This window comes from Roseovarius sp. CH_XMU1461 (genome assembly GCF_037027165.1).
GTDB classification, from domain to species: domain Bacteria; phylum Pseudomonadota; class Alphaproteobacteria; order Rhodobacterales; family Rhodobacteraceae; genus Roseovarius; species Roseovarius nubinhibens.
Map to the genome: position 1 here is coordinate 26,884 of NZ_JAYMDV010000002.1, position 20,776 is coordinate 47,659.

The 20,776-nt window shown below is 66.7% G+C and carries 20 protein-coding genes and 1 tRNA gene; 10 read left to right on the forward strand and 11 right to left on the reverse strand.

What is annotated here, in order from left to right; all coding sequences use genetic code 11:
* Positions 1-75: 75 nt before the first annotated feature.
* Positions 76-1,038, forward strand: coding sequence for a TAXI family TRAP transporter solute-binding subunit (locus tag WA237_RS05540; RefSeq protein ID WP_336096965.1), 963 nt, complete (start codon positions 76-78; stop codon positions 1,036-1,038).
* Between the two features lie 146 nt (positions 1,039-1,184).
* A complete protein-coding gene (locus WA237_RS05545; RefSeq protein WP_254655626.1) occupies positions 1,185-2,942 on the forward strand; it encodes a TRAP transporter permease in 1,758 nt (585 codons plus the stop codon).
* 235 nt (positions 2,943-3,177) lie between these two features.
* On the opposite strand, the gene WA237_RS05550 is transcribed toward WA237_RS05545, so the two are convergent.
* Positions 3,178-4,536 carry an autotransporter outer membrane beta-barrel domain-containing protein gene (locus tag WA237_RS05550; RefSeq protein WP_336096966.1) on the reverse strand — a complete coding sequence of 453 codons (1,359 nt, stop codon included), beginning with the start codon at positions 4,534-4,536 and terminating at the stop codon, positions 3,178-3,180.
* Between the two features lie 197 nt (positions 4,537-4,733).
* Between WA237_RS05550 and WA237_RS05555 the strand changes: the two genes are divergently transcribed.
* The gene (locus tag WA237_RS05555; RefSeq protein WP_009812208.1) at positions 4,734-5,189 is read left to right on the forward strand and encodes a hypothetical protein; all 456 of its coding nucleotides are present in this window, start codon (positions 4,734-4,736) and stop codon (positions 5,187-5,189) included.
* 37 nt (positions 5,190-5,226) lie between these two features.
* Here the strand turns inward: WA237_RS05555 and WA237_RS05560 are convergent.
* Positions 5,227-5,316: transfer RNA gene (locus WA237_RS05560), tRNA-Ser, on the reverse strand.
* 234 nt (positions 5,317-5,550) lie between these two features.
* On the opposite strand from WA237_RS05560, the gene WA237_RS05565 reads away from it, so the two are divergent.
* Genes WA237_RS05565 through WA237_RS05595 form a run of 7 tightly spaced genes read left to right on the forward strand, consistent with a single transcriptional unit; the run spans position 5,551 to position 12,022 of the window.
* Positions 5,551-6,471 (forward strand): SPOR domain-containing protein, encoded by a 921-nt coding sequence (locus WA237_RS05565; RefSeq protein ID WP_336096967.1) that lies wholly within the window; start codon positions 5,551-5,553, stop codon positions 6,469-6,471.
* A gap of 28 nt (positions 6,472-6,499) precedes the next feature.
* On the forward strand, positions 6,500-7,711 hold the full coding sequence (locus WA237_RS05570) for a D-alanyl-D-alanine carboxypeptidase family protein (RefSeq protein ID WP_336096968.1): 1,212 nt from the start codon (positions 6,500-6,502) through the stop codon (positions 7,709-7,711).
* Positions 7,708-8,340, forward strand: a complete 633-nt coding sequence (gene tmk, locus WA237_RS05575) for a dTMP kinase (RefSeq protein ID WP_336096969.1) — start codon at positions 7,708-7,710, stop codon at positions 8,338-8,340. The genes WA237_RS05570 and tmk overlap by 4 nt, the downstream gene beginning before the upstream one ends.
* Positions 8,337-9,452, forward strand: a complete 1,116-nt coding sequence (locus WA237_RS05580; RefSeq protein ID WP_336096970.1) for a DNA polymerase III subunit delta' — start codon at positions 8,337-8,339, stop codon at positions 9,450-9,452. The genes tmk and WA237_RS05580 overlap by 4 nt, the downstream gene beginning before the upstream one ends.
* 27 nt (positions 9,453-9,479) lie before the next feature.
* Positions 9,480-10,283, forward strand: coding sequence for a TatD family hydrolase (locus WA237_RS05585; RefSeq protein ID WP_336096971.1), 804 nt, complete (start codon positions 9,480-9,482; stop codon positions 10,281-10,283).
* Positions 10,280-11,089, forward strand: coding sequence for an MBL fold metallo-hydrolase (locus tag WA237_RS05590; protein WP_336096972.1), 810 nt, complete (start codon positions 10,280-10,282; stop codon positions 11,087-11,089). Before WA237_RS05585 ends, WA237_RS05590 begins: the two co-directional genes overlap by 4 nt.
* A 3-nt stretch (positions 11,090-11,092) precedes the next feature.
* The gene (locus WA237_RS05595) at positions 11,093-12,022 is read left to right on the forward strand and encodes an AEC family transporter (protein ID WP_009812196.1); all 930 of its coding nucleotides are present in this window, start codon (positions 11,093-11,095) and stop codon (positions 12,020-12,022) included.
* Between the two features lie 159 nt (positions 12,023-12,181).
* On the opposite strand, the gene WA237_RS05600 is transcribed toward WA237_RS05595, so the two are convergent.
* From WA237_RS05600 to irrA, 9 genes are all read right to left on the reverse strand, one after another.
* Positions 12,182-13,411, reverse strand: a complete 1,230-nt coding sequence (locus WA237_RS05600; RefSeq protein WP_336096973.1) for a mandelate racemase/muconate lactonizing enzyme family protein — start codon at positions 13,409-13,411, stop codon at positions 12,182-12,184.
* Positions 13,412-13,478: 67 nt separating this feature from the next.
* Positions 13,479-14,564, reverse strand: a complete 1,086-nt coding sequence (locus tag WA237_RS05605; protein ID WP_009812194.1) for a Zn-dependent alcohol dehydrogenase — start codon at positions 14,562-14,564, stop codon at positions 13,479-13,481.
* A 60-nt stretch (positions 14,565-14,624) separates the two neighbouring features.
* Positions 14,625-15,425, reverse strand: coding sequence for an alpha/beta fold hydrolase (locus WA237_RS05610; protein WP_336096974.1), 801 nt, complete (start codon positions 15,423-15,425; stop codon positions 14,625-14,627).
* Complete coding sequence (locus WA237_RS05615) at positions 15,422-16,627, reverse strand: endonuclease/exonuclease/phosphatase family protein (RefSeq protein ID WP_336096975.1); 1,206 nt, start codon at positions 16,625-16,627, stop codon at positions 15,422-15,424. Before WA237_RS05615 ends, WA237_RS05610 begins: the two co-directional genes overlap by 4 nt.
* A 14-nt stretch (positions 16,628-16,641) precedes the next feature.
* Positions 16,642-17,622, reverse strand: a complete 981-nt coding sequence (locus WA237_RS05620) for a threonine ammonia-lyase (RefSeq protein ID WP_336096976.1) — start codon at positions 17,620-17,622, stop codon at positions 16,642-16,644.
* Positions 17,619-18,452 carry an alpha/beta fold hydrolase gene (locus WA237_RS05625; RefSeq protein WP_336096977.1) on the reverse strand — a complete coding sequence of 278 codons (834 nt, stop codon included), beginning with the start codon at positions 18,450-18,452 and terminating at the stop codon, positions 17,619-17,621. The genes WA237_RS05620 and WA237_RS05625 overlap by 4 nt, the downstream gene beginning before the upstream one ends.
* On the reverse strand, positions 18,452-19,138 hold the full coding sequence (locus WA237_RS05630) for a haloacid dehalogenase type II (protein WP_009812189.1): 687 nt from the start codon (positions 19,136-19,138) through the stop codon (positions 18,452-18,454). Before WA237_RS05630 ends, WA237_RS05625 begins: the two co-directional genes overlap by 1 nt.
* A 106-nt stretch (positions 19,139-19,244) precedes the next feature.
* Entirely contained in the window at positions 19,245-20,234 is a 990-nt protein-coding gene (locus tag WA237_RS05635; RefSeq protein ID WP_336096978.1) for an NADPH:quinone reductase, read from the reverse strand.
* Between the two features lie 42 nt (positions 20,235-20,276).
* Complete coding sequence (gene irrA, locus WA237_RS05640) at positions 20,277-20,696, reverse strand: iron response transcriptional regulator IrrA (protein ID WP_009812187.1); 420 nt, start codon at positions 20,694-20,696, stop codon at positions 20,277-20,279.
* Positions 20,697-20,776: the final 80 nt, after the last annotated feature.

Here is a 20,776-nt window from a genome sequence, read left to right on the forward strand (position 1 = left end):
GCCCATTGGCACCCGGCGCAGATCCATTGTAAGACAGCCCCGATCTAAGTTGGTTGATGATCCAGGGAGGATGTCATGAAATTTACCGCAACCATCGCGGCGGCGGCGCTGGCCGTGACCGCCGGTCTCGCAGGCGGCCAGGCCGAGGCGCAGGAACGTGTGACCTACAAGTCCGCGAAATCGAGCTCGTCCTATTACCAAATGGGCGTGCAGATCGCCGAGGCGATGAAGGCCGGGACCGAGGGCAATGTCATCGTCACGGTCGAGGAGAGCCAAGGCTCGGTGCAGAACGTGATGGAGGTGCGCGCGCGCGGTGCCGATTACGTCTTTACCACGCCGCCGGCGCTGGTGCGTCTGGCGCAAGAGGGCAAGGCGATGTTCGAGGGCAAGTCGGACCCGTCCTTTGACGAGATCCGCGCGCTCTTTCCGATCCCGTCGCTGACCATGCATTTCGTCACCGCCAAATCCGCCGGTGTCGAAAGCTTTGCCGATCTCGAAGGCAAGACGATCCTGCTGGGCAAGGGCTCTTTCGGGGCGCGTGAAGGCCAGAAATACCTCGAGATGTTCGGGCTTGAAGGCAAGGTCGAGCTGGCCGAGGTGGAGCTGTCGAACGCGGTTGCGGCGCTCAAGAACGGCCAGATCGACGGGTTCGTGACGGCGGGGTCCTATCCCGCGCCGAACGTGATCGAGGCGGCGGCGAGCACCGAGGTCGACATTCTGTCGCTCACCGACGAGCAGATCGCCGAGACCAAGCGCACCCGTCTGGTCATCCCGGCGGGCACCTATGCCGGTCAGGATGCCGATATCGTGACCACGTCGCTGCCCGTGGTGGCCTTTGCCACCACCAAGATGAGCGACGACGTGGCCTATGAGCTGACCAAGACCTTCTGGGAGCAGCGCGAGGCGATGGGCGAGTCCGCGCCTTGGTGGCTTGCCGTCGATCAGGCGCTGATGGAGACCATCACCGGCCAGATCCACCCCGGGGCGATCCGCTACTATAAAGAAGCCGGTTTCACGCTTAGCGACGCGCAGATGTAATCTGTGCCAGCCTTGGACAAAGGCCCCGGCGTGCCCGTCACGCCGGGGTCGTTTCTTTCCCGAGGCGCTGACCGCTAAAGACGTCCCCAGCACGATTCCCAGACACGATTCCCAGAATATTCCCAGAGAATGAGATGAGCCCCGTCATGCGCCTGGTTCCCGTTTTGCTGGCCCTCGGGCTGGTCGTTTTTCATCTTGGCCTGATCTTTTCCGGGCTGGTGCCCAATCTGGTGAGCCGCCCGCTGCATCTGGCGCTGGCGCTGCCGTTCATTCTCATCGTGCCGGGGCAGAGCGGCTGGATGCGCTGGTCGGGCGTGGCGCTGATGGGGCTTGGCGTGGCGGCGTCGCTCTGGGTGGCGCTGTCGCATGAAGCGCTCATCGATCAATACGGGTTTCTCGAGACGCCGTTTCAGACCGTGGTGGGCTTTGTCCTTCTTGGCGTGGTGCTCGAGGCGGCGCGGCGGGCGATCGGCTGGCCCTTGCCGCTGGTGGCGCTGCTGGCGCTGCTCTATGGCCTCTTTGGTCAACATATCCCCGGCGAGTTCGGCCATTCCGGCACGCCGCTGGCGAGCTTTTTGGGCACGCTGACCATTGCCGAGGGCGGGCTCTGGGGCAGTCTCACCGGCGTCTCGGTCAATGTGGTGGCGATTTTCGTGATCTTTGGCGCGGTGCTCAACGCGGGCGAGGCGGGGCAGGGGTTCATGAACCTCGCCTCGGCTGCCGCCGGGCGGCTCAAGGGTGGGGCGGCCAAGGTGTCGGTCCTGTCCTCGGCCTTCTTTGGTTCGATCTCGGGCTCGGCCTCGGCCAATGTGGCCTCGACCGGGGCGATCACCCTGCCGGCGATGACGCGGCTCGGCTATCCCAAGCGGCTGGCGGCGGCGGTCGAGGCGGTGGCCTCGTCGGGCGGCCAGATCATGCCGCCGCTGATGGGGGCCGGGGCCTTTGTCATGGTCGAGCTGACGGGCGTGCCCTATACTTCGATCATGGCGGCGGCGCTGTTGCCCGCCATCCTCTATTTCCTCGCGGTCTGGGTCGGGGTCAACGCCTATGCGGGCCGCATGGACCTGCGCGGCGTGGCGGCCGAAGACCGCCCGGCGCTGCGCGATGTGGTGGTGACCTCGGCGTTTTTCGCGGTGCCCTTTGCCGTGCTACTCCTGGGCATGTTCTGGGTCGGGGTGACGCCGCAATATGCCGCGAGCCTCGCCATTCTCACGGGCTTTGTGCTGCTGATCTTTAACGGTCGTGGCCTCAACCCGTGGCGCGACACGGTGCGCCGGTTCGAGACCGCGCTTTTGACCGCCGCGCGGCAGGTGTCGATGATCGCGGCGATCATCATCTGTGCCTCGATCATCATCGGCGTGCTGTCGGTCACCGGGCTGGGGGTCAAGATCACCTCGCTGATCCTGTCGGGATCGGGGGGGATGCTCTGGCCGGCGCTCTTGCTCACCGCCTTGGCCTGTCTCATCCTCGGGATGGAGGTGCCGACGACGGCGGCCTATGTGATCTGTATCTCGGTGGCGGGTCCGGCGCTGGCGCAGCTTGGGCTGGCACCGTTGCAGGCGCATCTTTTCGTGTTCTGGTTCGCGCTCTTGTCGACGATCACGCCGCCGGTCTGCGGCGCGGTGTTCATCGCGGCGGGGATGATTGGCGAGAGCTGGCTCAAGGTGGCGCTGACGGCGATGAGCCTTGGATTCGGGCTCTATGTCATTCCGCTGGCGATGATTGCCAACCCGTCGCTCATCGCGCTGGCCGAGACGCCGCTGGCGGCGGTGCTGGCGGCGCTGCAGATCGGGCTGGGGCTGGGTCTCATGTCGCATGCGATCATCTCGAAACGGAGCTGGGCGCTGCGGGCGGGGCTGTTTTTCGGCGGGCTGGCGTTGATCTTCGTGCGGTTGGTGCTCTGAGGCGCTGAGACGCGCAGCGCGGAACAAGGGCGAAGCCCGCCGCGCATCGCCGGGCCGCCCCCCGGCACGGCGATTTGGCAGCCGGGCCATGCGGTGACGAGGGCAGGCTGACGTGGCGGCGATAAAGCGTCAGGACGCAAGGGCTTGGTCGCCGCACCGCGGCCCTGTGATGCGCTTACCCACATGAAAAAGGGCGACCCGAAGGCCGCCCTGTTCCTATCCGTTCATCGCCTCTTCAGAAGCTGAAGACAAAGCGCATCTGGCCGCTGTAATTGGTCAGCTCGCTGCCGATGCCGCCCATTTCCGCGCCGATCATCAGATCGCCGTTGGCGGTGATCGGGAAGGCGCCGCCAAGCTCGACCCGGCCGCTCAGCCCATCAGGATCATAGCCGCCGCCCGCCAGCGCCGCGGGCGCGTCGGTGGTGACATAGTCGAGATGCAACCCGGTATAGACCAGCGTGTCGCGCACCGAGCGCGTCCAGCGCGCGCCGAGCGACAGCTCGCTGTAATCCACCGTGGTCGAGCCGGTGCCGGCCAGCGTGCCGGATTTGCCGGTGATCTTTTCCTCGCCATAGCGCGCCGAGGCCATCGGCGTGAAGGTGAGCATATCGCTCAGCGCGATGTCGCGCTGGGCGGCGATGCTGAGGGCCCAGACATCGCTGTCGGCGCGGCCGACGCCACCGGCGCTCGTCTGTTTGTAGTCGGCCTGCCCGTAGAGCAGCGCCAGCTCGCCCGACCACGCGCCCGAGCGATAGCCGAGATAGGGCTGCACATAGGTGAAATCGCCGCTGGTCGAGGTGGTGGCGGTGTTGGCGTTGAGATCGTCATGACCGAGCGACAGGCCGAGCACCATGTTCGGGCTGACCGAGATATCGGCGCCGAGCTGCACACCGCTGCCGCTGTAATCATTGGCCGAGCCACGGGCGATGAACCCGTTGAAATTGACCCAGGCATAGACATTGCCCATCAGCTGACCGTTCTTGGTCGAGATCACCGGCGCTTCGCCATCCTCGAAATCGCCAAAGCTGAGCGGCGATTGCAGGTCGCGGGCCACGAAAGAGCCGCGCGCGCCCTGCGAGGTGTTGCCCGCCGATTGCCGCAGCGCGAGACGGCCCAAGGTGATCCCGGCGCTCTGCATCTCTTCAAGAAGCTGCTGCTGCGTCGGTCCCCAGCCGAGGATAGCGCCAATGAGGCCCAGGGTGTAGGTGCCTGTATTTCCCGGCAAATTCCCGACCACGGCGAGGATGTAATTGCCCTCAGGATAGGCACCTGCCCCGGACAGGCCTGGCAGATAGCCGGAGGTGACCGCGAGATTGTTCTGCCAGTAATCTGCGGGAGTGAACTCACCCTCATTATAAAGAAAGAGAGCGATATTGTTGGTCGATTGGATGTTCATAGCCGAAATCTGGGCGAGGAAACTGGACGGATTGGTGATCCGCAGTTCGAGCTCGTCCATATAGTATGAACTGCCAAAACTTTGCGTCCCGTCGATCACCCCGTCATGGGTGACCTCAAAGGCGGGCGCGGCGAGGGCGGGCGTGGCAAGGCCGAGCGTCAGCGCGGCGGCGAGAAAGCTTTTGTGGTGGAAGTGCATGGTGTCCCCAAGAGTTGAATTGGCACACACAAGGATGAAATCGCACATGACTTTTATGTACCCCCTTACTCTCTGCATTGGTGCACAGACGCAATCTCTTCCTGTGCTGCGGAAAAATTGCGGCGAAACTGCGGTAAATCAGTAACAATTGGCCCTGATTGCGGCACTGCGCTATTCTGTACGGTGGAGGGCCCGAGATGAGCTGGGATCTGATCGTTTTTTCCGCCGACACCCCGCTGCGCATGGATGCAGAGGGGGTGGCAGAGTTTGCCGACCATTGGACGCCACCGCCGATGGGCAGCGAGGCCGAGATCCGCCGCCAGATCTCTGACATATTTCCCGACACCGACTGGACCGACCCGCTTTGGGGCGTGGTGATCGGCGAGGGGTTCACCTTTGAGTTTTCGCTCAACGGGCTGGCCCGGACCAACAGTTTCGGCATCCATGCCCGAGGCGCGGCCACCGGCGCCGCGCTGCGCCTGATGGCGGCCACCGGCTGGCGGCTTCTCGATGTGTCGACCACCCGATGGCTCAACCTCGCCGAGGACCCCGACGCAGGACGGCGGAAACATCAGGCCTATGTCGACAAGATCCTCGCCGCCCAAAACGACCCCAAACCGCCCAGCCTCTTGGCCCGGCTGTTCCGGAAGTAGGGCGGGGCGGTCCGGTGGATATCAGGGAAAATCTACGTGGCGGAGGAGGTGGGATTCGAACCCACGGTGGGCGTGAACCCACGCCGGTTTTCAAGACCGGTGCATTCGACCACTCTGCCACTCCTCCGGTCCGAGCGGTGCTACACCGGGTGGCGCGATTCTGAAAGATGCGAAATCACGGGGATTTTTGCCGACCCGCGCCCGATGTCCTTTCCATGCGAGGGGCGTTTCGCTACATTGCCCCTGCGTGGCAATGACCGCGCCTGTAACGATTGAACCCGGGGCACAGCCGGGCCGCAACAGTGAGCATGAGGGATGGCGGCGCCGAGCGGCGCTGCAAACAGGCAAGGGTCGGTGAGGCATGAGTATTTATAGCAAGACAAACGCGCGTCGGGCTTCTGCCTTGATGCTGACAAGCGTCGCGGCACTTGCGCTGGCGGGCTGTCAGGGCCTGGGCGAAAACAACCCGTTCAAGAAACGCCCCGACGCCGCCGCCGAGAGCGGCACGGCGAGCACCTCTTCGGTGCGGCTGGTCGAGCGCGATGTCGAGGCACCCGAGGTGTTCCAAGTCACCGATGAGGGGCTCTGGGACGGGCGGCCGTCGCTCGGCGGGGTCTGGGTGGCGCATCCCGACGTGAAAGAGCCCGAGCGGGTGATCATTCGCCACGCGGGCAATGGCAAGTTTGTCATCGGCGCGCTGTTCCGCCGCGAACGGGCCAATCCCGGGCCGCGGCTGCAGGTGTCCTCGGACGCCGCCGCAGCCCTTGGCATGCTGGCCGGATCGCCGCAAAAGCTTAACGTGACGGCGCTGCGCCGCGAGGCCGCGCCCGAGGCCGGGGCCGCAGCCGATCCCGCTGCCGCCGGGCTCGCCGCCGACACGGTCGAGACCACGGCGCTCGATCCCATCGCCGGGGCCGCCGCCGCCATCGACAAGGCCGAGGCCGAGGCGGGCGACAGCGCCATCACCCCGGCCGCTGCGCCCGCGCCGAAACCGGTGGCCGCGCCGGCCCCCGCCGCCGCGCCGAAACCGGCCTCGGGCGGCTCGAAGCTGAGCAAGCCTTACCTGCAGATCGGCATCTTTAGCGTCGAGGACAACGCCAACAACACCGCCACCGCGATGCGGCAGGCGGGGATGGTACCGACGGTTCTCGAACAGAGTTCCAAGGGCAAGACCTTCTGGCGCGTCATCGTCGGCCCGGCGAGCACCGAGAGCGAGCGTGCCGCTTTGCTGAAGAAAATCCAGGGCATCGGGTTTGACGATGCCTATGCCGTGAGTAACTGAGACACCAACCCCGGACGGACCTGTTGATATGACCCTATTGCCCCGCATCGCCCTTTCGCTCTTGTTGGCGCTTGGCCTGGCTCTGGGACTGACCCAGGCCGCCCGCGCCTTTGATACCCGGGCCACCGCGGCCTATGTGGTGGATGTGGGGACGGGCACGGTGCTCTTGGCGAAGAACGCCGATCAGCCGCTGCCGCCAGCCTCCATGTCGAAGCTGATGACGCTCTATGTGACTTTCGAGGCCATTCGCGACGGCCGGCTGTCGATGACCGAGACGCTGCCGGTGTCGGCCCATGCGGCACGTTATGGCGGCTCGACCCTCTTTTTGCAGGCGGGCGAGCGGGTTTCGGTCGAGGATCTTCTGCGCGGCATCATTGTGCTCTCGGGCAATGACGCCTGTGTGGTGCTGGCGGAATCGCTCAGCCCCGATGGCACCGAGGCCGGGTTTGCCCGCTTCATGACACGCCGGGCGCAGAATATGGGCATGACCAATTCGGCCTTTACCAATTCCAACGGCTGGCCCGCGCCGGGCCACCGGATGAGCATGCGCGATCTCGGCCTGCTGGCCCGCAAGCTCATCGAGGATTTCCCCGAATTCTACCCGATGTTCGCCGAGGAGGAATTCCTCTTTGACGAGAAGGAAAGCCAGAACCGCTATAACCGCAACCCGCTTTTGGGGCTGGGGATCGGCGCCGATGGGCTCAAGACCGGGCATACCGCCGAGGCGGGATATGGGCTGGTGGGCTCGGCGGTGCAGAACGGCCGTCGGGTGATCTTTGTCATCTCCGGTCTGGCCAGCGCCGAGGCGCGTGCCGAAGAGGCCGAGGCCATCGTCAACTGGGCCTTCCGCCAGTTCGCCGAACAGCAGGTGGTGCGCGGCGGGGTCGAGCTGGCCCGGGCCAAGGTCTGGATGGGCGATGCGACGACCGTCGGGCTCGAGGCCGCCGAGGATGTGCGCACGCTGATGCCCGCCATGTCGGCCGGGCCGCTCAAGGCCGAGGTGGTCTATACCGGGCCGATCGAGGCACCGGTCAAGCAAGGCGACAAGCTCGCCGAGCTGGTCTTTGCCCCCGAAGGTCTGCCCGAAACACGCATCCCGCTGGTGGCCTCAGCCTCGGTGGCGCGCGGCGGGTTCTCGGCGCGGCTGCAGACGGTGACCGGGCTGTTGCTCGGGCGGCTGCAAAAGGGTCCGGCCCCCGAGGCCAGCCCGGCAGACCCGGCGGCGGAGGGCGCGTCTTGAGCGCCGGACGCGCCGGGGTATTCATCAGTTTCGAAGGCATCGACGGCTCCGGCAAATCGACCCAGGTGCGCCGTCTGGCCGACCATCTGCAGGCCCGCGGCCTGAGCGTGCGGCTCACCCGTGAGCCGGGCGGCTCGCCGGGGGCCGAGGACATCCGCAAGCTGGTGCTCGAAGGGGCCGGGGACCGCTGGTCGCCCGAGACCGAGATCCTGCTCTTCACCGCCGCGCGCCGCGACCATATGGAACGGGTGATCCTGCCCGCGCTGGCGGCGGGCGAGGTGGTGATCTGTGACCGCTTTGCCGACAGCACCCGCATGTACCAGGGCCTCGCCAGTGCCGAGATGCGGGCGCTGGTGGATCAGCTCCACGATCTGATGATCGGACGCGAGCCGGACCTGACCCTGCTCATCGACATGGACCCGGAGGTGGGCCTCGCCCGTGCGCTGGCGCGGCAGGGCGGCGAAGAGCGGTTCGAGGGGCGCGGCATCGAGTGGCAGCGCCGGATGCGCGCCGGGTTTCTCGATCTGGCCAAGGCCCATCCCGAGCGTATCCGCGTGGTCGATGGCGCGGGCGAGATTGACGCGGTGGCAGGTCAAATCGCCACGCTCACCGACGCGGCCCTGACATGAGCGACGATGCGCCCCAGCCCGACCGCGTCGAAGGCGCGCCGCACCCCCGCGAAACCGCGCGGCTGATCGGCCAGGACGCGGCCCAGCGGGCCTTTCTCGACGCCTTCACCTCGGGGCGGCTGCACCATGGCTGGCTCATCACCGGGCCGCGCGGCGTCGGCAAGGCGACGCTCGCCTGGCAGATCGCCCGCTTCCTGCTGGCCACCCCGGCGCCGGGGGCGGAGGATGGTCTCTTTGGCGCGCCACCCCCGCCCGAGAGCCTCGCCATTCCCCCCGATCACCCTGTCGCCACGCGGCTTCTCGCCGGGTCCGAGCCGGGGTTTTACCACATCACCCGCCGCGTCAATCCCGACACTGGCCGTCTGCGACCGATGATCGTCGCCGAGGATGTGCGCGAGCTGAACCGCTTTCTCCAGCTCTCGGCCACCGAGGGCGGGGCGCGGGTCGTGCTCATCGACAGCGCCGATGAGATGAACGTGCAGGCGGCCAACGCGCTGCTCAAGATGCTCGAAGAGCCGCCCGCCCGCACCACCATCCTGATGGTGAGCCATCAGCCCGCCCGCCTCCTGCCGACCATCCGCTCGCGCTGCCGCGAGCTGCGGCTCGGCGCGCTCTCGCCCGAGGAGATGGCCGAGGCGCTGACCCAGGCCGGGGCCGAAACCGACCGCCCCGAGGCGCTGGCGGCGCTGGCCGCCGGTTCGGTGGGCGAGGCGCTGCGGCTCGGCAATCTCGGCGGGCTCGACATCTATGCCGAACTCATCGGCATCCTCGGCAGCCTGCCACGGCTCGACCGGCCGCGCGCCCTGCGCCTCGCCGAGGCCGCCGCCCAGCGCGGCGCCGAAGAGCGGCTCGACCTGTTGATCACGCTCTTTGACACGGCGCTGTCGCGGCTGGCACGGACCGGGGCCATGGGGCAGGCGCTCTTGCCCGAGGCGGCCCCCGACGAAGCCGCGACCTTTCTGCGCCTCGCCCCCCATGCCGCCGCCGCCCGCGCCTGGGCCAGCTGTGCGCAAGGGATCGGCGCCCGGGCCCGTCATGGCCGCGCGGTGAACCTTGACCCTGCCGCCTTGGTGCTGGATACGGTGTTTAAACTGCAAGACACCGCTGCCTGATGAGGGCGGCGGCAAGCCGAGGCCGCGATGACCCAGATCCAGATCACCGACAGCCATTGTCACCTTGATTTCCCCGAACTTTCCGACGAGCTCGACGACGTGCTGGCCCGCGCCGCGCGGGCCGGGGTGACGCGGATGGTGACGATCTGCACGCGGCTGCGCAATGAACCCGCGGTCCGCGCCCTGGCCGAGGCCCATGCGCCGGTCTTCTATGCCGCGGGCACCCATCCGATGTCCGTCGCGGACGAGCCGATGGCGACGCTGGACGAGCTGCTCAGCTTGGCCAAACACCCGAAATTCGTCGGCATCGGCGAGACCGGGCTCGACTATCACTACACCTCCGAGAGCGCCGAGGCGCAACAGCAAAGCCTGCGCATTCATATCGCCGCCGCGCGCGAGACCGGGCTGCCGCTCATCATCCATTCCCGCGACGCGGACGAGGACATGGCCCGCATCCTGCGCGAGGAACATGCCAATGGCACCTATTCCTGCGTGATGCATTGCTTTTCCTCCGGACCCGATCTCGCCCGGGCGGCGCTCGACCTTGGGTTCTACCTGTCGATGTCGGGCATCGCCGCCTTCCCGCGCAGCCAGGAGCTGCGTGATATTTTCGCCGCCGCCCCGGTCGACCGCATCCTTCTGGAAACCGACGCGCCCTATCTCGCGCCGCCGCCCCATCGCGGCAAACGCAACGAGCCCGCCTATACCGTGCACACCGGCCAAAAGGGCGCCGAGGTCTTTGGTCTCGACTGGGCCGAGTTCGCGGCGCAGACCCAGGCCAATTTCGACCGGCTCTTCGCCAAGGCCGCAGCCTATCAGGCCGCCGCATGAGCGGGCAGGGCGGCACACAGCGCTTTACCATCCTGGGCAGCGGCTCGTCCGGCGGCGTGCCGCGGCTCGGCGGGCTCTGGGGCGATTGCGACCCGGAAAACCCGCGCAACCACCGCCGCCGCTGTTCGCTGCTGATCGAACAGGAGGGGCCGGAGGGCATGACCCGGGTGCTGGTCGACACCTCGCCCGATCTGCGCTCACAGCTTCTCGATGCCGGGGTCGGCCATCTTGATGCGGTGGTCTATACCCATTCCCATGCCGATCATGTGCACGGGCTCGACGATCTGCGCATGGTGGTGTTCAACCGGGGCGCGCGGCTCGATGTCTGGGCCGATGGCGACACGCAAAACGCGCTCTTGGCGCGCTTTGGCTATGCCTTCGTGCAGCCCAAGGGCTCGCCCTATCCGCCGATCCTCAACCTCTGCGCCATCGACGGCGATATCGCGGTGGACGGGGCCGGGGGCACGATCACGCTCACCCCGTTCGAGGTCGCCCATGGCGGCATCGACGCGCTGGGCTTTCGCATCGGGGCGCTGGCCTATCTGCCCGATGTCTCGGAGATCCCCGAAGAGGTCTGGCCGCTGCTCGAGGGGCTCGATGTCTGGATCCTCGACGCGCTGCGCCGCACGCCGCATCCGACCCATGCCCATCTCGCCCGCTCGCTCGAGTGGATGCACCGGGCGCGGCCCAAACAGGGCGTGCTCACCAATATGCATGTGGATATGGATTACGAGACGCTCTGCGACGAGCTGCCCGATTGGATCAGACCGGCCTATGACGGCATGGTGCTGACACAGAAGGTTTAGGTCATGCAGGCACTTCTCGACGTTATCCTGCCGATCTTCGTGGTCATCGGCTTTGGCTATCTCGCGGTCTGGCGCGGCTGGGTCGCGGCGGTCAATGTCGAAGGGCTGATGCGCTTTGCCCAGGGTTTTGCCATTCCTTGCCTGCTCTTCGTGGCCATCGCGCGGCTCGACCTCTCGGCCGGGTTCGAATGGCGGCTGATGACGAGCTTTTACACCGGGGCCGTCGTCGCCTTTGTGGTTGGTCTGCTGATCACCTGGAAAGTCTTTGGCCGCGACATCGAGGACGCGGTGGCGGTGGGGTTTTGCTGTCTCTTCTCCAACTCGGTGCTGCTCGGCCTGCCGATCACCGAACGCGCCTATGGGATGGACGCGCTCACCGCCAATTATGCGATCATCGCGCTGCATTCACCCTTTTGCTACGGCGTCGGCATCACCGTGATGGAGATGGTCCGCGCCCGCGGCACCCCGGTGGGGCAGGTGGTGAAACGGGTGTTCAAGGCGATGTTCTCCAATTCGATGATCATCGGCATCGGGCTTGGCCTGGTGGTCAATCTCACCGGTCTGCCCTTGCCCGGCCCGCTCTGGGAGGGGCTCGAACTGATCGGGCGCGCAGCCCTTCCGGCAGCCCTTTTCGGGCTGGGCGGCGTGCTGGTGCAATACCGCCCCGAGGGCGATCTGCGGCTCATCGCCTGCGTCATCGTGCTGACCCTGGGGCTGCATCCGGCGATCACCTATGGGCTCACCCAAACCCTCAGCCTGCCGACCGAGGCCACCCGCTCGGCGGTGATCACCGCGTCGGTGGCGCCGGGGATCAACGCCTATCTCTTCGCCAATATGTATGACCGCGCGAAACGCGTGGTGGCGTCGAGCGTGCTCTTGGCCACCGGGCTCACGGTGCTGACCGCCTGGCTCTGGCTCGGGCTGCTGCCCTGACGGCTTGGCGCGGCCCCTGAGAGGACCGCGCCGCGCCTGCCTCTTTCTGGTTTCAAATACCCAAAATCCGACGGCTGTCAGGGATCGCCCGCCTTGGTCTGAGGGGCGATCCGGGCCACAGTCGCGTTGCCGACGCAATACCGACGTGTCACCGACAGGTCATTTTTCGGTGGCAGCGCCCCCTTGGAAGGCATTGCCGCGCTCGTAGTCGCAGGGCGCTTCTTGCATCTCCAGATGCAGGCCAGAGCCCTTGTAGGGATGCGCCCGGGCGAGCTCTTCATCGACGTCGATGCCCAGTCCCGGCGCCTCGGGCGGCAGAATGTAACCGCCGTCCATCTGCAGGCTTCCCTTGATCAGATCACGGTGGAAATCCGTCTCAATTGTCTCTGCAATCAAGAGGTTAGGGATCGATGTTGCGAGGTGGATATTGGCCGCCCATTCGATCGGCCCGGCATAGAGATGCGGCGCCATCTGGGCGTTATATACCTCGGCCATGGCGGCGATTTTCTTGACCTCCCAGATGCCCCCGGCGCGGCCCAGCGCCGGCTGCAGGATCGAGGCCGCCCCGGCGCGCAGCACGGGGGCAAATTCTGCCTTGGTGCAGAGCCGCTCGCCCGTCGCCACCGGCACCCCCACCGCCCGCGCCACTTCGGCCATTTGAGCCACATTATCTGGCGGAATGGGTTCCTCGTACCACAAGGGTTGGTAGGGCGCGATGGCTTGGCCGAGCCGGATCGCACCGGCGGTGGTGAACTGCCCATGGGTGCCAAAGAGCAGGTCGGCGCGGTCGCCCACCGCCTCGCGAATGGCCTTGCAGAAGGCGACCGACAGGCTGATGTCACGCATCCCCGGCATATGCCCGCCGCGCAGCGTATAGGGGCCGGCGGGGTCGAACTTCACCGCCGTATATCCCTTATCTATCATGGCCTTGGCGCTCTCGGCGGCCATCTCGGGCGAGGTCCAGAAGCTGGCGATGTCGTGCTGGGGTTGGGGGTAGAGGTAGGTGTAGGCGCGGACGCGGTCGTTCATGCGGCCGCCGAGCAGGGCCCAGACGGGGCGGTTGCGGGCTTTGCCGAGGATGTCCCAGCAGGCGATCTCGAGGCCGGAGAAGGCGCCGATCACCGTCAGGTCGGGCCGTTGGGTGAAGCCCGCGCTATAGGCGCGGCGGAACATCAGCTCGATATTCTCGGGGTTCTCACCCTCCATATGCCTTTGAAATACATCGGTAATCACCGCGCGCATCGCCTCTGGGCCAACAGAGGCGGCATAGCATTCGCCCCAGCCGGTGATGCCGCAGGCGGTGGTCAGCTTGACCAGTATCCAGTAGCGCCCGCCCCAGCCCGGCGCGGGCGGGGCGGTGATGATGATGTCGAGGTCCTGGAGCTTCATGACGTCGGTTTTCCTGTGATTCATGGGTCGGTATTGCGTCGGTATCGCGACGGCAAAGCGACTGTGGCTATTTCAGCATGATGACATTGCGCTTGGCACTGCCCGAGCGGGTGTCGGCGATGGCCTCGTTGATCTCGTCGAGCCGCCAACGGCGCGAAATCAGCTCGTCGAGCTTGAGCCGTCCCTGACCATAGAGGTCGATCATCCACGGGATGTCGCGGCGGATCACCACATCGCCCATCTTGGAGCCGATCATCGACTGGCCGACGGCGGCGAAATTCACCGGCTCATAGCTCGACACCGCGCCCGAGGCGGGCATGCCGACCATCACGATCTTGCCGCCCGGCGCGAGATAGCGCGGCGCGCTATCATAGGCGGGGATCGCCCCCACGGTCACGAGCACCGCATCCGCCCCCCGGCCCAGCGCCGTTTTGGCGGCGCGCCAGGGTTTCGGGTCGCTGGCGAGCACGGTGTCGGTCGCGCCAAACTCGCGCGCGACCTCGAGCTTGTCGGCGTTGAGATCGACCGCCACGACGCGGCGGGCCCCGGCGATGCGGGCGCCTTGGATCGCGTTGAGCCCGACGCCGCCCGCGCCGATCACCACCGCGTCCTGACCGGGGCGCAGATGGGCCGCGTTGACCACCGCGCCGATGCCGGTGATCACGCCACAGGCGATGAGCGCGGCGCTGTCCATCGGCACGCTTTCGGGCAGTTTCACCACCTGGCTGTGATGCACGGTGACCTTTTCGGCAAAGGCCCCGCAGGCCATGGCCTGATGCAGCTTGCTGCCGTCGGGCATGCTCAGCGGGCCGGCGTCGCCATCATAGGGGGTTTCGCATTGGGTGGGCGTGCCGGTGGCGCAGGTGCCGCATTGGCCGCAGGCGCGGATCAGCGTGACCACGACCGGATCGCCGGGGGCCAGCCCGGTGACATGATCGCCCACCGCCGTGATGCGGCCTGCCGCCTCATGGCCATAGACCGCCGGCAGCGAGCCGCCCCAGATGCCGTCGGCATAGGAAATGTCGGAATGGCAAATGGCGACGGCGTCGAGATCGACCATGACCTCGCCCGCGGCGGGGCCGCGCAGATGCACGGTTTCGATACGAAGCTCTTCGCCAAAGGCGTGGCAAACGGCGGCTTGGATCTCGGGCATGGCACCCCCCTGTTTTCGGTCAGCCTGCGCTTATTCGCGGGGGGCATTCAAGGGCGAATTTCAATGTCTGTGCTGGGACGTGGGGGCAGGGTGGCCGATGCCGTCAAAAAAGGCAGCCAGCCGCGCGCCGAGGGTCTCGGGCGCGTCGAGCATCGGCAGGTGACCGGCGCGGCGGAGGATCTCGAATTTTGCGCCGGGGATGAGCCCCACGGTTTCCCGGGTGAGGTCCGGCGGGCAGAACCGGTCGTCGATCCCGGCCAGCCCGAGACAGGCGAGGCGCAGCCCGCTGGTGGGGGTGTAGAAATCACTGCCGGCGATGGCCTCGCAGGTGGCGGCGACGCCCTCGGGCGATTGCCGGGCGAGCAGGGCGGCGGGGTCAGCGGTCTGGGCCTCAGGGTTGCGGGCCTGCCAGAGCGGCAGCATCTCCTCGGCAAAGGCACCCATGCCAGCGGTGCGGATGCGGCTCGCGCGGTCCTGCCACGGGGCGGCCTGGCCAAGCCGCGCGGCGGAATTGATCAGCACCAACCCGCGCACCAGATCGAGCCGTTTGACCGCGAGCCCCTGGGCGATCATGCCGCCCAAGCCACAGCCGACAAGAAGCGTGTCGCGCAGGCCGAGCCCGTCGAGCAGTCGTTCCACATCGCCCACCAGCGCCCCCATCCGGTAGGGGCCGGGCGGGCAGGGCGAGGCGCCGTGGCCGCGCAGATCGACGCTCAGATAGCGCAGGGTGCCGGGCAGATGCGGCAAGAGCGGCTGCCAGAGCGCGGCATCGGTGCCGAGCGTGCCCAAAAGCACCACGGCGGGCGCGTCTTCTGGTCCCATCAGGTCATGGGCCAGCGCGATGTCTTGCGCCCCCGTCATTTGCGCAGGGTGATATGGGCCATGATCTGCCCATGGTCGGAGGCGAGTTTATTATACGGGGCCTCGGGGTGGCTGCCATCGGTGATGTGGTCGTTGAAGACGCTGTAATAGGTCATTTCGCCGATGCGACCCTCGTGATCCGGGTCGAAATGGCGCGACAGGAAGATCTGATCGATGCTCTCATAGACCCCGCCAAAGGCCGTGGTATAGACCATGTCGCGCAGGGATTTGCGCACGAAGAGCTTTTCCGCCGAGCGCAGGCGCAGGCGCTGCACATCCTCGGAAATCTGGCGGTGCTCTTCCTCGCTGTAGCGGTCGTTGCGGTCCTTGGCGTCGTGGCGCAGCATCCAGGCATAGTTGCGAAACGGCGCCTCGCCGGTGATGATTTCGGTGGAGACGGCGTTTTCGCCATCGTTGAAATCGCCGAGCACCATGACCGGGTGGCCGGCCTCGATCTCGCGCACGATTTCGGCCCGCAGCACCCAGGCCTCGGCCATGCGGCGCAGGGCGGCGCGGAGGCTGCCCAAGGCGCGCCCGACGGGGTCGTAATTCGTGAGGTCCTCTTCGGGGGCGTAATCCGCGCCTTCGGGGGTGAGATATTCGCCCAGTTTCGATTTGAGGTGGCAGTTGAAGACGGTGATGGTGCGGTCGCCCACCGGGATGCGGGCCTTGAGGATCGGGCGGCTCAGCCGGCGGATGCGGTAGAAGCCGGCGTCGGTGTCGCCTTCGAGTCCGCGCAGCGCCTGAAAGGGGATCTCAATCGGGGTGGCGAGATCCTGGATCACCTCGGGCGTGCCGGCAAAGCCAAAGCGCGACAGGATGGCGAGACCGGGGCGGCGTTTGCCCGCGACGCCGTCATCGGCGCTGTTGGCGGCAAAGGCCAGCTCGGCCCCGGTATAGGGATCGACCCGCAGCTTGCGAAAGATCACCTTGCGCCGATAGCTCTTGGTCCGGTCGGGGATGACCGCCTCGTTGAGCATCTCGGCGCGGGCGTCGGCCTCGCGCAGGACGGCGCGCAGGGCCTCTTCTTCGAAGATTTCCTGAAAGCCCAGGATATCGGCATCCATGGTGACCAGCTGATCGGCCATCCAATCCTCTTTCCAGGCGTATTCCTCGGGGGTGTAGCTCTGAAACTCGTAATATTCCTTGTCCGGTCCGATGAGGTTCTTGACGTTGAAGGAGGCAATCGTAAAGCGGGTCATGGCGGTCTCCGGGGTCAGTCCTGGGGCAGGGTGGCGAGGGCGCGGTCAAAGACGGGGCGGTCGACATTGCCGCCCGAGATGACGGCGATGATGGTGTCGCCCCGGGTCTCGGCGCCTTGGAAGAGGGCGGCGGCGAGGGCCACGGCGCCGCCCGGTTCGGCCACAAGTTTGAGCCGTTGCCAGGCGAGAGCCATGGCGCGCAGCGCGTCCTCGTCGCTCACCACCAGGCCGGGGCCGCAGAGACGGTGCATGATCGGGAAGGTGAGATTGCCGGGCTGGGGCGTCAGGATGGCGTCGCAGAGCCCGCCCTCCATGCTGCTGTTGCGCTGGATCTCACCGGCGCTGAGCGAGCGGGTCACGTCGTCAAATCCCTGCGGTTCCACCGGGCGGGCGCGCAGGCCGGGGGCGTCGGCCTCGAGCGCCAGCGCGATGCCGGAGGTGAGCCCGCCACCGCCGCAGCAGACCAGCACATCGGCCTCCGTGATGCCAAGGGCGCTTGCGTCTTCGGCGATCTCGAGCCCGGTGGTGCCTTGGCCGGCGATCACCTGGGGCTCGTCAAAGGGTTTGATCAGGGTCAGCCCGCGGTCGCGGGACAGGCGGTCGCCGATGGCGTCGCGGTCTTCGCGGGCGCGGTCATAGAGCACCACCTCGGCGCCGAAAGCGCGGGTGTTGTCGATTTTGAGGCGTGGGGCGTCCTCGGGCATGATGATCACGGCGGGGGCGCCCATTTCGCGGGCGGCGAGGGCGATGCCCTGGGCGTGGTTGCCGCTCGAGAAGGCGATGACGCCCTTGGCGCGGGTCGCGTCGTCGAGCGCCGAGATGGCCGAGCGGGCGCCGCGGTATTTGAAGCTGCCGGTCTGTTGCAGGCATTCGGGTTTGATCAGCACGCGGCGGCCGGCGATCTCGTCGAGGAAGGGCGAGGAAAGAAGCAGGGTGCGGCGGGCGTGGCCGTTGATCCGTGTGGCAGCGGCGCGGATCATGTCGATGGACGTCATTGAAAGGTCTCCAGAAACTCTTGGATGGCGGTCAGGGAAGCGGGTTCGTCGAGAAAGGGCACATGGGCGCGGTCGGGGATGGTGACGGCGCGCAGATGGGGCAGGCGTCGGGCCATTTCGTCCAGCGTGGCGGCGCTCAGCAGGTCGGAATTGGCGCCGCGCAGGGCGGTGACGGGAAGCGGGCCGATGGCCTCGAACAAAGGCCAGAGATCGGGGCTGGGGCCGCTCGCGGATTGGGCGATGACCGCATCGCGGAGCCGCGCGTCATAGCGCAGGCCAAGCCCGCCTTCGGGGTCTTCATACCACATAAGTTCAGCCTGACGCCGCCAGCGCGAGAGCGGCACGCCGGGAAAGCCCGGCTCCATCGCGGCTTTGAGCGCCTGAGCCGCCGCGTCGAGCGTGTCGAACTGCGGTCTGCGGCCGAGATAGTCCATGATCCGGCCAAGCCCCAGCCCGTCGATCTCGGGGCCGATGTCATTGAGGATAACGCCCGCCAGCCGGTCGTGATGGGTGAGCGCCAGCGTCATGGCGATGAGCCCGCCGCGCGAGGTGCCAAGGATCGCGGCGCGGTCGATGGCGAGGTGATCGAGAAGCGCGATGGCGTCCTCGGCCTCTTGCGGGATGGAATAGCGCATGAAATGATCGGCATAGTCCGATTGGCCTCGGCCTCGGTAATCCATGCGAATGACCCGGCAGCCCGCCAGATGCGGCAGCAGAAACTCGAAATCACCGGAATTTCGGGTGAGCCCCGCGAGGCAGAGGAACGGCAGGCCGTCCCCCTCGTCCTCGTAATGCAGCATCAGGCCATCGCGGGCGGCGAAACGCGGCATCAGCGCGCCGCCAGTTCGGGGATGCGGGTCAAGTCCGACAGGATGGTGCCGGGACGGGCTGGGAGCCGGTCGACCGGTTCGCCCGCGCGGTTGACCCAGACGGTGGTGAACCCATAGCCTGCGGCGCTGCCCGCGTCCCAGCCGTTGGACGAGACAAAGAGCACCTCGTCATCGGCGCAGTCAAAGCGCTGGCCCACCAGATCATAGACCACATGGGCCGGTTTGAAGATGCCGACGCTTTCGACCGAGAGCACATCGTCGAGCAGATCGCCGATGCCTGCGGATTTCACCGCGCCATTGAGCATGTCAGGCGAGCCGTTCGACAGGATCGCGGTGTTGAGCCCGGCCTCTTTCAGCGCGGCGAGCATGGCGGGCACTTCGGGGTAGGCCTCGAGCTCCCAGTAGAGTTGCAGGAGGCGTTCGCGCAGATCGGCGTCGCCGTCGAGCTTGGCGGCCTCGAGCGCCCAGTCGAGCCCGTCCTGCGTCACCGCCCAGAAATCGGTGTGATCGCCGGTCACCGCGCGCAGCCAAGTGTATTGCAGCTGTTTCAGCCGCCAGTCGCGGGCAATCTGTGGCCACAGCGCGGCGAAGGCCTCGCGCCCCGGTTCCTGTGCCGCGATGCGGGCGGCGGCGGCCACGTCAAAAAGCGTGCCATAGGCGTCGAAAATGCAGGTTGTGATTGGCATGCTGTCCCCTCGATCTTTTGTGCGGTCTTCTTCGCGGTCTTGTCGCGGGCGAGACTGGCACGGATCGGGGGGAAGGGAAAGGCGCGGGGGAAGGGAACGGCGTGCCTTAACGCATGTCGAGAAGCACCGCGCCGGCGCGGCCCGGGGTCATCACCGCCTCATGCGCCTCGGCGGCGGCATCGGGCGGTAGGATGCGGTCGATCTCGGGGCGCAGCGCGCCTGCGGTCAGGGCCTTATGGAGATGGGCGATGGCCGCCTCTCGCTGGGCCTCGGGGAGGATATAGACCAGCGCAATGTCGAGGGTCAGCGCCTTGAACAGATAGGGGCCGAAGGGCATCGTAGGGGTCATGTCGCCGCCCGAGCCATAGGCGCAGATCGTGCCATTGGGGCGCATGACCTCGCCCAGAAGCGCGGCGTTTTGGCCAAATTCCACCTCGACCGTGCGGGTGATGCCCGCGCCATCACTGGCGGCGAGGATCTTGGCGGCCAGATCGGGGTCGCGGTAGTCAAAGACGTGATCCGCCCCGGCGGCGCGCACCCGGTCATGGGCCGAGGCGCTGGCGGTGGCGATGACTTTGGCGCCGCCCCATTTCGCCAATTGCACCGCGTTATGGCCGACCGAGCCTGCGCCGCCGCTGATGAGCAGCGTCTGACCGCTGACCGCGCCGCTGGCAAAGACCGTATGGGCGGCGGTGAGGCCGGGGATGCCGAGGGTTGCGCCGGTCTCGAGGCTGATGCCCTCGGGCAGGGGCACGGCCTGAGCGGCGGGCAGGGCGATGTAATCGGCCCCGGTGCCAAGGGCGCGTTGCCATTGGCCATTCCAGAGCCAGACCTCTTGGCCGACGCGGGACGGATCAACCCCGTCGCCCACCGCCTCGATCACGCCGGCGCCGTCGGAATGCGGCACGATCAGCGGGTGATCGGGCCGCGTCACGCCCGGACGGCTGCCAGCGCGGGCCTTGGCATCGGAGGGGTTCACGCCAGAGAAGGCGAGACGCACCAGAACCTCGCCCGCAGCGGGGCTGGGGCGGTCGATTTCGGCGAGGGAGAGGACATCGCTGGCAGGGCCAAAGCGGGAATAGGTCACGGCGCGCATGGTTGGGCTCCGGTAAATAGGGGTGAGCGAATAGGGGCGGGCTTAGCTGCGTTTGCGCAGGCGGATCACCACATCGACCTTGGCAATCTCGGCGCCTTCGGGGGCGTCGGGCAGGCGGGTGATTTCGAGCTGATCCGCGGGGGCATCGGAGAGACGGTTTTCGTCTTCCCAGAAGAAATGCGGGTGGTCATGGGTGTTGGTGTCGAAATAGCTCTTGGAGCCGTCGACCGTCACCTCGTTGAGAAGCCCGACCTCGCAAAAGGCGCGCAGCGTGTTGTAGACCGTGGCCAGCGACACGCTGTCGCCGGTGTCGCGCACGGCGGCGAACAGGCTCTCTGCGGTGACATGGCGGTGTTGACCGTCGCCGATCAGCAGGGTCGCCAAGGCGACGCGCTGACGCGTGGGGCGCAACCCGGCTTGGGTCAGCCATTCGGTCCCTCTTTCGATCGCTTGCGGCGTCATATGCTGGCATCCTTTCAGATGAGCTAAATATAAAGGGGGATTACCGGGGATTTCAAACGGAAATCCGGCACCTCAGTCAA